Source organism: Lysobacter sp. M2-1 (assembly GCF_022662495.1).
Lineage (GTDB): Bacteria > Pseudomonadota > Gammaproteobacteria > Xanthomonadales > Xanthomonadaceae > JAKPBU01.
In genome coordinates, this window is the sequence record NZ_JAKPBU010000003.1 from 118,547 (window position 1) to 132,812 (window position 14,266).

The 14,266-nt window shown below is 66.2% G+C and carries 10 protein-coding genes and 7 tRNA genes; 15 read left to right on the forward strand and 2 right to left on the reverse strand.

Features of this window, described 5'->3' with window-relative positions; translation table 11 throughout:
• Positions 1-30: 30 nt before the first annotated feature.
• The gene (phoB, locus tag MC375_RS10360; protein ID WP_242103327.1) at positions 31-720 is read right to left on the reverse strand and encodes a phosphate regulon transcriptional regulator PhoB; all 690 of its coding nucleotides are present in this window, start codon (positions 718-720) and stop codon (positions 31-33) included.
• 196 nt (positions 721-916) lie between these two features.
• Entirely contained in the window at positions 917-2,563 is a 1,647-nt protein-coding gene (locus MC375_RS10365) for a M48 family metalloprotease (RefSeq protein ID WP_242103328.1), read from the reverse strand.
• 159 nt (positions 2,564-2,722) lie between these two features.
• Between MC375_RS10365 and grxC the strand changes: the two genes are divergently transcribed.
• From grxC to MC375_RS10440, 15 genes are all read left to right on the forward strand, one after another.
• Positions 2,723-2,992, forward strand: coding sequence for a glutaredoxin 3 (gene grxC / locus MC375_RS10370; RefSeq protein ID WP_242103329.1), 270 nt, complete (start codon positions 2,723-2,725; stop codon positions 2,990-2,992).
• Complete coding sequence (locus tag MC375_RS10375) at positions 2,989-3,384, forward strand: carboxymuconolactone decarboxylase family protein (protein WP_242103330.1); 396 nt, start codon at positions 2,989-2,991, stop codon at positions 3,382-3,384. Before grxC ends, MC375_RS10375 begins: the two co-directional genes overlap by 4 nt.
• 142 nt (positions 3,385-3,526) lie before the next feature.
• Complete coding sequence (locus MC375_RS10380) at positions 3,527-4,534, forward strand: isocitrate dehydrogenase (protein WP_242103331.1); 1,008 nt, start codon at positions 3,527-3,529, stop codon at positions 4,532-4,534.
• A 184-nt stretch (positions 4,535-4,718) separates the two neighbouring features.
• Positions 4,719-6,359 carry a hypothetical protein gene (locus tag MC375_RS10385; RefSeq protein ID WP_242103332.1) on the forward strand — a complete coding sequence of 547 codons (1,641 nt, stop codon included), beginning with the start codon at positions 4,719-4,721 and terminating at the stop codon, positions 6,357-6,359.
• A gap of 129 nt (positions 6,360-6,488) precedes the next feature.
• Positions 6,489-6,565: transfer RNA gene (locus MC375_RS10390), tRNA-Pro, on the forward strand.
• A 53-nt stretch (positions 6,566-6,618) separates the two neighbouring features.
• Positions 6,619-6,695, forward strand: a tRNA-Arg gene (locus MC375_RS10395).
• A 24-nt stretch (positions 6,696-6,719) separates the two neighbouring features.
• A tRNA-His gene (locus MC375_RS10400) sits at positions 6,720-6,796 on the forward strand.
• A gap of 66 nt (positions 6,797-6,862) precedes the next feature.
• A tRNA-Lys gene (locus tag MC375_RS10405) sits at positions 6,863-6,938 on the forward strand.
• Positions 6,939-7,206: 268 nt separating this feature from the next.
• Positions 7,207-7,291 (forward strand) — tRNA-Leu (locus MC375_RS10410).
• A 274-nt stretch (positions 7,292-7,565) separates the two neighbouring features.
• On the forward strand, positions 7,566-8,903 hold the full coding sequence (tig, locus tag MC375_RS10415) for a trigger factor (RefSeq protein ID WP_242103333.1): 1,338 nt from the start codon (positions 7,566-7,568) through the stop codon (positions 8,901-8,903).
• 31 nt (positions 8,904-8,934) lie between these two features.
• Complete coding sequence (gene clpP / locus MC375_RS10420; protein WP_242103334.1) at positions 8,935-9,561, forward strand: ATP-dependent Clp endopeptidase proteolytic subunit ClpP; 627 nt, start codon at positions 8,935-8,937, stop codon at positions 9,559-9,561.
• A 187-nt stretch (positions 9,562-9,748) separates the two neighbouring features.
• Complete coding sequence (gene clpX, locus MC375_RS10425) at positions 9,749-11,035, forward strand: ATP-dependent Clp protease ATP-binding subunit ClpX (protein ID WP_242103335.1); 1,287 nt, start codon at positions 9,749-9,751, stop codon at positions 11,033-11,035.
• 234 nt (positions 11,036-11,269) lie between these two features.
• Positions 11,270-13,735, forward strand: coding sequence for an endopeptidase La (lon, locus tag MC375_RS10430; RefSeq protein WP_242103336.1), 2,466 nt, complete (start codon positions 11,270-11,272; stop codon positions 13,733-13,735).
• A gap of 127 nt (positions 13,736-13,862) precedes the next feature.
• Positions 13,863-13,937 (forward strand) — tRNA-Val (locus MC375_RS10435).
• A gap of 243 nt (positions 13,938-14,180) precedes the next feature.
• Positions 14,181-14,257: transfer RNA gene (locus MC375_RS10440), tRNA-Asp, on the forward strand.
• The last annotated feature ends 9 nt before the right edge of the window (positions 14,258-14,266 follow it).

Sequence of the window (14,266 nt, forward strand, 5' to 3'; positions counted from 1 at the left end):
GTCGAAGGCCCCCGGCCGGCCGCAGGGCAGTCAGGTGGCGGCGGAGAACCGGTAGCCGGCGCCGCGTACCGTCTGCACCATCGCATCGAGCCCGCTGGGCTCCAGCGTCTTGCGCAGGCGCCGGATGTGCACGTCGATGGTGCGCTCCTCCACGTACACGCTGCCGCCCCAGACGTGGTCGAGCAACTGCGCCCGGCTGTAGACGCGCTCGGGATGGGTCATGAAGAAGTGGAGCAGCCGGTATTCGGTCGGCCCGATCGCGACCGGTTCTCCATTGGCGTAGACGCGGTGCGCGGCACCGTCGATCCGCAGGACCCCGACGCTGACGCTTCCGTCCTCGTCGTCGTCCCTCGCGCGACGCATCACCGCGCGGATCCGGGCAAGCAATTCGCGCGCCGAGAACGGCTTGACCACGTAATCGTCCACGCCGGCTTCCAGCCCGCCGACGCGGTCGTTCTCCTCGCCGCGCGCGGTCAGCATGATGATCGGGATCTCGCGGGTCAGCTCTTCGCGCCGCCAGCGCCGCGCCAGTTCCAGGCCGCTGGTGCCGGGCAGCATCCAGTCCAGCAGGATCAGGTCGGGGACCGCGTCGGCAATGGCTGCCTGGGCCTCGCGCGCGTCGCCGGCATGGGCGGGCTCGTAATCGCCCTTGCGCAGGGCGAAGGCGACCATGTCGCGGATCGCGGGTTCATCGTCGACGATCAGGATTCGCTTCTGCATCGCTCCGGGCCATTCCAGCCGCGTTGGGGCGATTAGACGACAGTTTCATGACGCTTTCGTGACGCGTACGGGCCGGGGTCGCTGCGCGAGGCTTGGGCCGCCCATAGCGTCGTGCGGGTCAGGGACGCTGGTCGATGCGTAGGTGGGTAAGCCAGCGGCCGCCACGGCAGATCCAAGATCCGAGGCCAGCAGGGCCTCAATCGTCTTCGAGATCCTCGTCGCGGATCCCTTGCCGCCGCAGTTCCAGCACCGTGGGGGTGATCGCGGCGATCCGCGCATCGATGCGGGTGCGCGCGTAATAGTCCAGTTCGGGCCGCTTCTTGAGGGTATTGAGCTGGACCAGGGCCTGTTCCGGCCGGCCGTTGAGCACAGCGACTTCGGCGTAGGCCTCGCCCGCACGCACCGGGTCGCCCGCGATCTCGTTGACCCGGGCGAAGGTGGCCTGGAACACGGGATCGTCCGCGGATGTCGCCAGCAGCGGCCGCAGGATGGCTTGCGCCTTGCGGCCCGCCTCGGACGTATTGCGCTCTGCCAGGATGCTGGCCCAGGTCAGTGCCACCGCGCGGTTGTGGGGCATGCGATCGAGCAGGGCGCCCAGGCGCGCGTCGGCTGCAGCCGGCTTGCCCGCCCGCGCTTCGGCTTCGGCCATCGCCAGGCTCAGCCACAGGTCGTCCGGACGCGCCTGGAGCAGCGGTTCGAGGTCGGCCATGGCCGCGGCGCCATGCCCGTCGCGCAGCCGTGCCAGCGCCAGGCCGTAACGCTGCGGTTCGCCCAGCGCACCCCCGCGCCGCAGCTGTTCGTACTCGCGGATGGCGGCTTCCGGCGTGTTGGCACTGAGCACGCGCAGGCGCTCCTTGGCGAACGGGAACTGACCGCTGTCGCCGCGTCCGGTGACCGTGTCGATGCGCAGGCCCGACGGCAACAGCGGATTGCCGCTGCCGGGCGCGGCATTGGCGATGGCCACCGCGCTGCCGGGGCGTGGAACCCGCTCGCTGCTGGTGCCCCCCGGGGTGGACGTCGTGGCGACCATGCTGTCCTTGCCCAGCTGCGCGGCGCGCTCCTTGGCCTCGGCGATGCGGGTGGTGGTGATCGGGTGGGTCTGCAGATAATCGGGCGTGCGTTCGCGGTCGCCGCCGCGGTTGCTGCGGAACGCGTTCTGCATGTGCAGGAACATCGATGCCGCTGCGTTGGGGTCGTAACCGGCGCGATCCAGGGTGCGGATGCCGATGCGGTCCGCCTCCGATTCATTGGAGCGGGTGTAGTCGATCTGGCGCTGTGCCATCAGGCCCTGAGCGGAGGCCAGCGCCGCCATCGCCGCATCGTCGGAGGAATTTCCGCCCGCCGATTGCGCCAGGGCAATCGCCCCCAGCATCGCCAGCAGGATCGGGACACTGTCCTTCTGCGCACGCTCCACGGAACGCAGCACGTGCGCCTGGGTCACGTGCGCGATCTCGTGCGATAGCACTGAGGCCATTTCGCCCTCGTCCTCCGCGGCCAGGACCAGGCCGGCATTCATGCCGATATAGCCGCCCAGCGTGGCGAAGGCGTTGATCTGCCGGTCCTTGAGCCAGAAGAAAGTGAATGGCTGATCGGTCCGGTCGCTGCTGTTGGCCAGGCGGTTGCCGACCCCCTGCAGCCAGACGTTGAGCAGGGGATCGTCCAGGATGAAATCGTAATGGCGCAGCTGCGCCAGCATCATCTGCCCGTAGTCGCGCTGCTGCGCGGGGCCGAGCAGGGCGCGGGCCGACGAACCGATGTCGGGCAGGCGCGCGCCTTCCTGCGCACTGGCCAGGGTCGAGCCCAGACCGAAGCTCAGGACGGCGGCAAGCAGGGCGGTGCGCAAGGGAGTCCTCCGCGACGTGGGCGCGGCAGCATGGCGCCTGCCGCGGGTACTGGCGTGAATCGTGGGTGAAACGCTCCGGTGCCGGCACAGGGTGGAAAACCCCGCCTCGGCGCCGCATATTGACCGCGGAGCCGTAAACAAAGTTTCCAGGAGCCGGCATTGAGCGCCCCCGAAGTCACCATATACAGCACCGCGATCTGCCCCTATTGCGTAGCGGCCAAGAATTTCCTCAAAAGCAAGGGCCTGGACTGGACCGAGGTCCGCATCGACACCGACCCGGCCGAGCGTCAGCGCATGTACGAACGTGCCAGGCGCACCAGCGTGCCGCAGATCTTCATCGGCGACACCCACGTGGGCGGGTACGACGACATGATCGCCCTGCATCGCGCCGGCAAGCTGGAGCCGTTGCTGGCGGGAGAATCGGCTTGAGCGGCGACGGGGAAGGCGAGGCGGAGCGCGTCCGCCAGTTCACCGAATTCCGCAAGCGCATGAACGAGCGCATCCTGGCCGAACCCAACCAGGTCGTGAGGCGCTTCTTCGCGCTTGACACCCAGACCTACCAGGCCGGCGCGCTGGACGTGAAGACCAAGGAGCTGCTGGGGCTGGTCGCCTTGCTGGTGCTGCGCTGCGACGATTGCATCAGCTACCACGTGGCCCAGTGCCGGGAGGCGGGGGTGAACCGCGAGGAGATGTTCGAGGTGTTCTCGGTGGGTCTGGTGGTGGGTGGCAGCATCGTCATCCCGCACCTGCGCCGTGCGGTGGATTTCCTCGACCAGCTGGAGCAGGGCGACGTCGCTGGCGCGCCGCCGCACGAACACTAGAAAGAAAGACCACTCGGATCATCCGGAGCCCGCGAACACTGCGGCTCCGCGGCTGGGTCTGGCCGCCTCCGGCATAATGGCGCCCTTCGTCATGCGCGCGGTTGCCTCGCGACCGCCCAGCGCCCCAGCCTGAGACCCCCCAATGACCCAGACCATCACCGTGATCCGCGGCGACGGCATCGGCCCGGAAATCATGGATGCCGCCCTGTATGTGCTCGATGCCATGCATCTGGGCCTGCAATACGAAGACGCGGACGCGGGCCTCGTCGCCCTGGAAAAGCATGGTGAACTGCTGCCCGCCGCCACGCTGGAATCGATCTCCCGCAACAAGATCGCGCTCAAGAGCCCGCTGACCACGCCGGTCGGCGAAGGCTTCAGCTCGATCAACGTCGAATTGCGCAAACGCTTCGACCTGTACGCCAACGTGCGCCCGGCCAAGTCGTTCCCGAATACGAAATCGCGCTTCCCGACCGGCGTCGATCTGATCACGGTGCGCGAGAACACCGAGGGCGCCTACATCGGCGAAGGCCAGCAGGTCACCGAGGACGGCGCCACCGCGACACTGGTGCAGAAGATCACCCGCAAGGGCTCCGAGCGCATCGTCCGCTACGCCTTCGACCTGGCCCGCCGCACCGGCAGGAAAAAGGTCACCGTGGTCCACAAGGCCAACATCCTCAAATCGACCTCCGGCCTGTTCCTTAAGGTCGCGCGCGAGGTGGCCGCGCAGTACCCAGAGATCGAATGCAACGAGATGATCGTCGATAACACCTGCATGCAGCTGGTGATGAAGCCCGAGCAGTTCGACATCATCGTGACCACCAACCTGTTCGGCGACATCATCTCCGACCTGTGTGCGGGCCTGGTCGGTGGGCTGGGCCTGGCGCCGGGGGCCAACATCGGTGCCGATACGGCGATCTTCGAAGCCGTGCATGGCTCGGCACCGGATATCGCCGGCAAGGGCATCGCCAATCCCTGCGCGCTGCTGCTCGCGGCCGGACAGATGCTCGACCATATCGGCCAGCCCGGGAAGGCCAGCAGGCTGCGCGAGGCGATCGTCGCCACGCTCGAAGCAAAGGATTCGCTGACCCCCGATCTGGGCGGCAGCGGCACCACCATGTCTTTCGCGAAGGCGATTGCCTCGCGCGTGTGACGTCCGGGCAGGCTGCGGCGGCGGGCCCGGGTGGCGCTATGGCGGGTGCGGCAGGCGAGTTTCAGGCCAACGCGTAGCTGGTGAGGTGAAGCCGTGGCCTCACCTGCGCTGAAACGGCGTGCTAGGGTGTAAGCCGACACCGGAAGGAGGCCGGCGTTCTCCGTCCCCCCTCGGAGCTCGCACCGTGCGACGCAACTGGTTCCGTTTCTCTGCCTTGCTTGCGCTTGCCGCAATGCTTCCCGCCACGTCCATTGCCGCGACCTATACGGTCGGGCCTTCGGGGCGGCAATACACGCAGCTCACCACCCTGTTCAACAGCGTCAACCTGGCCCCCGGCGACATCGTGCTGGTCGACGGCAGCGCTTCCTATAGCGGCAATATCATCGTCGGCGACGACGACAGCGGGCTCAGCGGCAATCCGGTGACGGTCCGCTGGCGCCGCACCACCGGCCAAACCCGCCCGGTGTTGCGCGGCGGCACCAATACGATCAAGTTCGAACAGTCCAACTTCGTGGTCTTCGAGGGCTTCGAAGTCACCGGCGGCAGTTTCACCTGCATCTTCAGCGAATCGCACGGCCTGGTCGTGCGCGACAGCGTGATCCACGACTGTCCATCGCACGGTGTGCTCGCCGCCGATCAGAATTCGGGTTCGCTTACCTTCGAATACAACGAGGTCTACCGCGCGGGCTCAGGCACGTCGCGGCACTCGATGTACATCCAGTCCGACGAAGTGGCCTTCCCCGGCGCGGTCTTCCGCATGCAGTTCAACTACGTGCACCACGGCAACGGTGGCATCCTGATGCGCACCCGCCACGAGCGCAGCGAGATCTACTACAACTGGTTCGAGGCATCGACCAACGAGGAAGTCGAATTCGTCGGGCCGGACTGTCACGCCCAGAAGCCGGGTTGGACACCGGAGCTGCGGCGCGAGGACACCGACTTTGTCGGCAATGTGGTGGTGCATACCTCCACCTGGCGCGATGCGATCCGCGCCGGCGGAGATCTCGACGGCCGCAGCCAGGGGCGGGTGAGGCTGGTGAACAACACGGTGCTGTTCCCGCGCGCGGGCACCGCGGTCGGGGTCCGGGTGCTGCTGGGAGTGGGCAGCGTCGAGGCGCACAACAACGTGTTCCATCAGACCACCAGCGGCGCGCCGATCATCCTGGAAGAGGAAAACCAGCCGGCGACGCCGTTCTGCGCCCCGTTCGGCACCTCGCCCTGGGCGAACGGACGCAAGGTGGCCGGCAGCAACAACTGGGTGAAAGCCGGGTCCACATTCGTGCCCAGCGAATGGAGCGGCACGCGTTCGGGGGCGGATCCGCTGCTCGCCAGCGTCGCCTCGCGGTCGCTGCGACCGGTCGCCGGGAGTGGGTTAATCGACGCGGGCAACGCCCAACCGGTCACGCCCTCCGCCTTCCCGTTCCCGAGGCCGCTGTTGCTGCCGGGTTATGACCCTCCCGCGCACGCGAAACTGGCTCTTGGAGGGCGGAAGACGCGAACGACCGTGGGCGCGCGCATCGACATCGGCGCGCTTGAACAGGCGGGATCCTCCGCTCCGATCCCGCGCAACGGATCGCGACCATTGCTGCCGCCGCGACCCGCGCAGACCGTTTTGACCGGCGAATCGATGCCGTCTGCAGCAGCGGTGTTGCCGGATCAAACCGCACCTCGCGGCGGCGCGGCAACCTGGACGACGGTCGGTGTGCAGGTCCTGGTCCAATGGTGGCGGGACCCCAACTGGTGGACGCCCCATGCATGGTTGCAACCTTTCCCGTTTGGCAGCGCCCTGACGCTGTGGCTGAGGGGTGCCGCGCTCCTGGCGTGACACTTATCGGAGCGGAGACTTCAGGGCCGGTGCGTCGCGCCTGAGGATGGCCGGTTTGACAGCATTCGGGCCGCTTTACGACAATGGGCGTCCTTTCGCAGCGCTGGCGCGCCTCGGGAGCCCGGACATCGGGGTATAGCGCAGTCTGGTAGCGCGCCTGCTTTGGGAGCAGGATGTCGGGGGTTCGAATCCCTCTACCCCGACCACCCGGTACGGTCTCTGCGTCTCCTTAGGACTTCGATGCGACAATTCCGGCCGGGCGCCCGTAGCTCAACCGGATAGAGCACCGGCCTTCTAAGCCGGTGGTTGCAGGTTCGAGTCCTGCCGGGCGCGCCAAGGCTTCGCGAAACAGCTTCAATGGTGGCTGTAGCTCAGTTGGTTAGAGTCCTGGATTGTGATTCCAGATGTCGGGGGTTCGAGTCCCCTCAGCCACCCCATTTTCGCCGCCCGCCGGGGGCCGCGGCTGGCGCAGCACCAAGCGCATTTGTTAGACTTCCCGCTTCGGGCCGTTAGCTCAGTTGGTAGAGCAGTTGACTCTTAATCAATAGGTCCAAGGTTCGAATCCTTGACGGCCCACCAGATCCCGATACGCCCGGCATGCCGGGCGTTTTCTTTGGTCAAAGACAGGGGGAGGCAGCGGGCGCGCTGCGGCGCGTTCAGGCCAGTCGCTGACGGATGCGGACGCGGCGCGGTTCGAATCCTTGACGGCCCACCAGATCCCGATACGCCCGGCATGCCGGGCGTTTTCTTTGGTCAAGAGCAGGCGAAAGGGCAGTGGGCGCGCTGCGGCGCGTTCAGCTCGGTCGCAGGGACTGGGCGGCTGGCTCGCCGTAGAATCTCGCATCGAGCGAAAGTGGCGGAATTGGTAGACGCCCTGGATTTAGGTTCCAGTGCCGCAAGGCGTGGGGGTTCGAGTCCCCCCTTTCGCACCAGGCCGCGATCAACCTGCGGCCTGCTTGTAGCAACAGCGAGCCCTAGCGAGGGCGAAATTGCGCCTGCGAAAGCTTGGCCCTTCCCAGGCAAGGCTCCCGGCGCGCTGCGGCGCGTCCAAGTCCCGTTGTAGCCCCTTGCCTCGCGGCGCCCCTCGCCGCGCCTCGCAAAATCCGCCAAACTATTCCGTTCTGCCGGCCGTCCTCGGGTGGTTCGGCAGCCAGCCATTGAATTCGTCTTTCCCCGCGGATAGCGCCCGCGGCTGCAGGAGTGGGTATGTCAGCTTCAGATTCACGGGTATCGGTCGAGTCCACCGGCAACCTCGAGCGCAAGGTCACGTTCCGCCTGCCTGCCGAGGAGCTGGAAACCCAGGTCGGCGGCCGTCTGAAGGAGATGGCGCGGACCGCCCGGATCAAGGGATTCCGCCCGGGCAAGGTGCCGGCGAAAGTCATTCAGCAGCGTTACGGCTCGCAGGTGCGCGCCGAGATCCTCGACGGGATGCTGCGCCGCGGCTTCGACCAGGCCATTCGCGACAACGAGCTGCGCGTGGCCGGCAATCCGCAAATCGCGCCCAGCGCCGACACGTCCGAGGGAGAACTCGCCTACACCGCCACCTTCGAGGTCGTGCCCGAGTTCGGCGAGCTCGATGTCGGGCAGCTGCAGGTCGTGCGCCATAACGCAGAGGTGGCCGAGGACGACATCGACCGCATGATCGAAAACCTGCGCCTGCAGCGCCGCAGCTGGTCCGCGGTCACGCGTCCGGCGCAGGAAGGCGATGCGGTGGACGTGGAGACCTGGTCGCTGGTTCCGGGCGATACCAGCGAGGAGCGCCTGCCGGCCGAAGGTGCGGAGAAGGGCGTCGCCGTGATCGGCAGCGGGGCGATGTTCCCGGTGCTGGAAGCGGCCCTGGTGGGCATGAAGGCGGGCGAGGAGAAGACCGTCGATGTCGACTTTCCCGCCGACTACCGGGTGCCGCAGCTGGCCGGGCGCAAGGCGCAGGTGCACCTGAAGGCCGAGCAGGTGTCCGAGCCGGTCCTGCCGGAAGTCGATGACGCGTTCATCAAGAGCTTCGGCGTGAAGAGCGGCGAACTGGACCAGTTCCGCAGCGACATCCGCACCAATCTGGAACGCGAGCTCAAGGGCGCGCTGATGAACCGCCTCCGTCGCGAGGTCGGCGAGCAGCTCGTGACCACCTACGGCGCCACCGAACTACCGCCGCGGATGGTGGAAGGCGAGGCGCGCCTGATGGCCGGGCAGGCGCTCGAGCAGGCCCGCCGTCAGGGCGCGCAGGGCCTGCAGCTGCCGCCCGATGCGCACCTGCAGTTCATGGAGCCGGCGCGCAAGCGTGTGCTGCTGGGGCTGCTGGTCGGGGAGATCGCGCGCCGCAACCAGCTGCGCCTGGATCCGCGCCGGGTGGATGAGACCATGCGCCTGATCGCTTCCACCTATGAGGAGCCGGAACAGGTCATTGAGTTGTACCGTAACGATCCCCAACTGATGTCGGGACTGCAGAACCGGGTGATGGAGGAGCAGGTGATCGACTGGATCGCCGAGCGCGCCCAACACACGGACCAGACCTTGACCTTCCAGGAAGCCATCACCCCGCAGGGGTGAGCCGTCCTCCGCAACGGGAACTCCATACCGCATGAGCATCCAGCCCCGCGCCCTCAATCTCGTTCCGATGGTGGTCGAGCAGACCAGCCGCGGCGAGCGTGCGTACGACATCTATTCGCGCCTGCTCAAGGAACGGGTGATCTTCCTGGTGGGCGGGGTGGACGACCATGTCGCCAATGTCATCGTGGCGCAGATGCTGTTCCTGGAGGCGGAAAACCCCGAGAAGGACATCAGCCTGTACATCAATTCCCCAGGCGGCATCGTCACCGCCGGCATGGCGATCTACGACACCATGCAGTTCATCAAGCCCGACGTGAGCACCATCTGCGTCGGACAGGCCGCCAGCATGGGCGCGGTGCTGCTGGCGGCAGGCGCGCCGGGCAAGCGCTACGCGCTGCCAAATTCCAGGGTCATGATCCATCAGCCGCTGGGCGGAGCCCAGGGCCAGGCCACCGACATCGACATCCAGGCGCGCGAAATCCTGGCCATGCGCCAGCGCCTGAACGAAATCCTGGCCAATCACACCGGCCAGCCGATCGAGACCATCGCCCGCGACACCGACCGCGACAACTTCAAGAGCGCTGAAGCCGCGCGCGACTACGGTCTGGTCGACCAGGTCCTGGAACGGCGCCCCGAAGAATCGATCCAGCCGGCCTGAGCGAGGACGCTTCGATTTCGGGCCAATCGCCGGGATCGCGCCCGTTCCCGGGGCGCCCCATGGGCCCGGAAGCTGCGATCGCGCCTGCCTTCCCCCAGCCCGGGCCCTCCCCGGAAAAGCCTGCTATCCTCGGGCCGCAACCGCTTTCACCTCCGCGCAACATCCGACAGCAATTGGTACCAGTGGCATGACCGAAGACAGACAGGGCCGTTCCGGCGACAGCAACAAGATCCTGTACTGCTCCTTCTGCGGGAAGAGCCAGCACGAGGTCCGCAAGCTGATCGCGGGCCCGAGCGTGTTCATCTGCGACGAGTGCGTGGAGCTGTGCAACGACATCATCCGCGAGGAACTCGAGGAGAAGTCGCAGTCGGCCCGCAGCAGCCTGCCCAAGCCCAAGGAAATCCTCGAGGTCCTGGACCAGTACGTCATCGGCCAGCAGCGCGCCAAGAAGACGCTCGCGGTCGCGGTGTACAACCACTACAAGCGGATCGAGAGCCGACAGAAGAGCGACGATGTCGAGCTGGCCAAGTCGAACATCCTGCTGGTCGGACCGACTGGTTCGGGCAAGACCCTGCTCGCCGAGACGCTGGCGCGCCTGCTCAACGTGCCGTTCACCATGGCCGATGCCACCACGCTCACCGAAGCCGGCTACGTCGGCGAGGACGTGGAGAACATCATCCAGAAACTTCTGCAGAAGTGCGACTACGATGTCGAGAAGGCGCAGCAGGGCATCGTCTACATCGACGAGATCGACAAGATCTCGCGCAAGAGCGAAAACCCGTCGATCACCCGCGACGTGTCCGGCGAAGGCGTGCAGCAGGCGCTGCTGAAGCTGATCGAAGGCACCATCGCCAGCGTGCCGCCGCAGGGCGGGCGCAAGCATCCCCAGCAGGAATTCCTGCAGGTCGACACCCGCAATATCCTGTTCATCGTCGGCGGCGCGTTCGCAGGGCTCGACAAGATCATCCAGCAGCGCAGCACCGATGCCAGCGGCATCGGTTTCGGCGCCAAGCTCAAGAGCAGCGAGCGCAAGACCGAGATCGGCAAGGTGCTGGCGGAAGTCGAGCCCGAGGATCTGATCAAGTTCGGGCTGATCCCCGAGTTCGTCGGCCGCCTGCCGGTGGTCGCCACGCTGGAGGAGCTCGACGAGGCGGCGCTGGTCAAGATCCTCACCGAGCCGAAGAACGCGATCAGCAAGCAGTTCCGCAAGCTGTTCGAGATGGAAGGCGTCGAACTGGAGATCCGGCCCGACGCGCTGGTCGCGATCGCCAAGCGTGCACTCAAGCGCAAGACCGGCGCGCGCGGCCTGCGCACGATCGTCGAATCGGTGCTGCTCGACACCATGTACGACCTGCCGTCGCTGGAAAACGTCAGCAAGGTCGTGGTGGACGAATCGGTGATCGAGCACAAGACCGAGCCGTACCTGATCTACGAAACGCCGGCGCCCGCGCCCAAGGTCGCCTCGGCCGAATAAGGCCCGCGAGCGCGTGCTGCGCGCCCTGACACGGCTTTGCGGCGGGCCATGTTCCTGCGCGGGATTATTTTTACGTAACCCCGGCTTTCGGCTCGAAGTCCGATAATCCCTCTGCCGCCCCATGCGCGGACCGCGGAACGGGCTGCGGCACGTCTCTTGCGTGCCCTAGACCGTGACCCCATAACCTGCCTCAGAAGGGACCGCCGTCCCCCCCACCGTCAGACCGGAGCCGTCATGACTTCCGTTTCCGTAGAAACTACCCCGATGACCCTGCCGGTGCTGCCGCTGCGGGACGTGGTGGTGTTCCCGCACATGGTCATTCCGCTGTTCGTGGGCCGCGACAAGTCGATCAAGGCGCTGGACCTGGCGATGGAGGCCGACAAGCGGATCCTCCTGGTCGCGCAGAAATCGGCAGAAACCGACGATCCGGGCGCAGAAGAGCTGTACCAGATCGGCACCCTGGCGACGGTGCTGCAACTGCTCAAGCTGCCCGATGGCACGATCAAGGTGCTGGTCGAGGGCGTGGAACGCGTGCGCGTGTCGAACGTCGTGGAACATGCCGGCACGCTCAACGGCGATGCGGTCGTGATCGATTCCGCCCAGGCCCGCGACGACCGCGAAGTGGAGGCGGTGGCGCGTTCGCTGATGTCGCTGTTCGAACAGTACGTCAAGACCAACCGCAAGCTGCCCCCGGAACTGCTGCAGACCCTGTCCGGAATCGACGATCCTGGGCGCCTGGCCGATACGGTCGCCGCGCACTTGGGCGTGCGCCTGGCGGAGAAACAGAAGCTGCTGGAAACCCTGGACGTGGGCGACCGGCTGGAACTGCTGGTCGGTTTCGTCGACGGCGAGATCGACGTCCAGCAGATGGAGAAGCGCATCCGCGGCCGGGTCAAGTCGCAGATGGAGAAGTCGCAGCGCGAGTACTACCTCAACGAGCAGATGAAGGCGATCCAGAAGGAACTGGGCGAGATCGACGAGGCGCCCAACGACCTGGACGAACTCGCGCGCAAGATCGCCGAGGCCGGCATGCCCAAGCCTGTGGAAACCAAGGCGAAGAACGAGCTCAACAAGCTCAAGCAGATGTCGCCGATGTCGGCCGAGGCGGGCGTAGTGCGCAATTACCTCGACTGGCTGCTGGGCGTGCCGTGGAAGAAGCGCACCAAGGTGCGCAAGGACCTCAAGGCCGCGCAGGAAGTGCTCGACGCCGATCACTATGGCCTCGACAAGGTCAAGGAACGCATCCTCGAATATCTCGCCGTGCAGTCGCGGGTGAGCAAGATGAAGGGCGCGATCCTGTGCCTGGTCGGCCCGCCAGGGGTGGGCAAGACCTCGCTCGGCCAGTCGATCGCCAAGGCCACCAACCGCAAATTCGTGCGCATGAGCCTGGGCGGCGTGCGCGACGAGGCCGAGATCCGCGGCCATCGCCGCACCTATGTCGGTTCGATGCCCGGCCGGATCGTGCAGAACCTCAACAAGGTCGGCAGCCGCAACCCGCTGTTCGTGCTGGATGAGATCGACAAGATGTCGATGGACTTCCGCGGCGATCCCTCGGCGGCGCTGCTGGAAGTGCTCGACCCGGAGCAGAACAATGCGTTCAACGACCATTACCTGGAAGTCGACCTGGACCTGTCCGAAGTGATGTTCGTGGCCACGTCGAACTCCCTCAACATCCCCAGTCCGCTGCTGGACCGCATGGAAGTGATCCGGATCCCGGGCTATACGGAGGAAGAGAAGCTCAATATCGCGACACGTTACCTGGTGCCCAAGCAGCTCAAGGCCAATGGACTGCGCGAGGGTGAGCTGAAAATCGCCGAAAGCGCGGTCCGCGACATCGTGCGCTACTACACACGCGAGTCCGGTGTACGCAATCTCGAACGCGAAATCGCGCGCATCGCCCGCAAGGTGGTGAAGGAGATCGCGCTCAAGGGGCCGCAGCCGAAGGACAAGGTGGTCAGGACGGTCAACGTCACCTCCAAGAACCTCGACAAGTATCTGGGCGTGCAGCGCTTCGATTTTGGCCGTGCAGAAGCCGAGAACGAGGTCGGCCTGGTCACCGGCCTGGCCTGGACCGAAGTGGGCGGCGACCTGCTGCAGATCGAATCCACTCTCGTCCCGGGCAAGGGCCAGCTGATCCTGACTGGCCAGCTGGGCGATGTGATGAAGGAATCCGCATCGGCCGCGCTGTCGGTGGTGCGTGCGCGAACCGAGCGGCTGGGCATCGACCTGGACTTCCTGCAGAAGCTCGATGTGCACGTACACGTGCCGGACGGGGCCACGCCCAAGGACGGTCCGAGCGCCGGCGCCGCCATGACCACCGCGCTGGTCTCCACCTTGACCAAGATTCCGGTGCGCAGCGATGTGGCCATGACCGGAGAAATCACCCTGCGTGGCCGGATCACTGCGATCGGCGGGCTCAAGGAAAAGCTGCTGGCCGCGCTGCGTGGCGGGATCAAGACCGTGATCATCCCGGACGAAAACCGCAAGGACCTGGCCGACATTCCCAAGAACGTGACCTCGCAGATGCGGATCGTGCCGGTGAAGTGGATCGACGAAGTGCTCGATCTGGCACTGGAGCGGCCGCTGACCCCGAAGGTCGTCAGCGAGGGGCTGGAGGATGCCGTGCGCGAGGTGGAGCAGCCACCGGTGGATCAGTCCGTAGTCAAGCCGCCGGAGAAGCGGCCGGGCGCGCGCCACTAGGCTACTTGGACGGCCTGCAGCAACGCGCGCCGTCCATAGCGCGCTGCGTGCGCACGAGGCCCGGGTCAACCTCGACATGCTGGCCGTGCAGAAGCGGGCAGGCCCGGTCGCGATATCATTGCGCAGCGGGTGCTTAGCTCAGCGGTAGAGCGTCTCCCTTACAAGGAGAGGGTCGGGGGTTCGATCCCCTCAGCACCCACCATCGTGCAAGTCATGGATTCCTAGCGTGCGCGGTACCGAGGCCCGCTGCGGCGGGCCGGATTTTCGTCGCGACGGCGGCATCCACGCGGCGCCCTCAGCACCCACCATCGCGCAAGCTGCTCATTCAGCGTGCGCGATAACCCACGCGGCGCCCCGCCACGTAGCGCCAGGGCCGTTGAAGGGTTGGAATACAGAAGATGCTTGCGGCCGCGCCGACGCGTCTTGTATGATTTCGCGCTTTCGCGGAGCGGTAGTTCAGTCGGTTAGAATGCTGGCCTGTCACGCCGGAGGTCGCGGGTTCGAGTCCCGTCCGCTCCGCCAGTCGTTTCG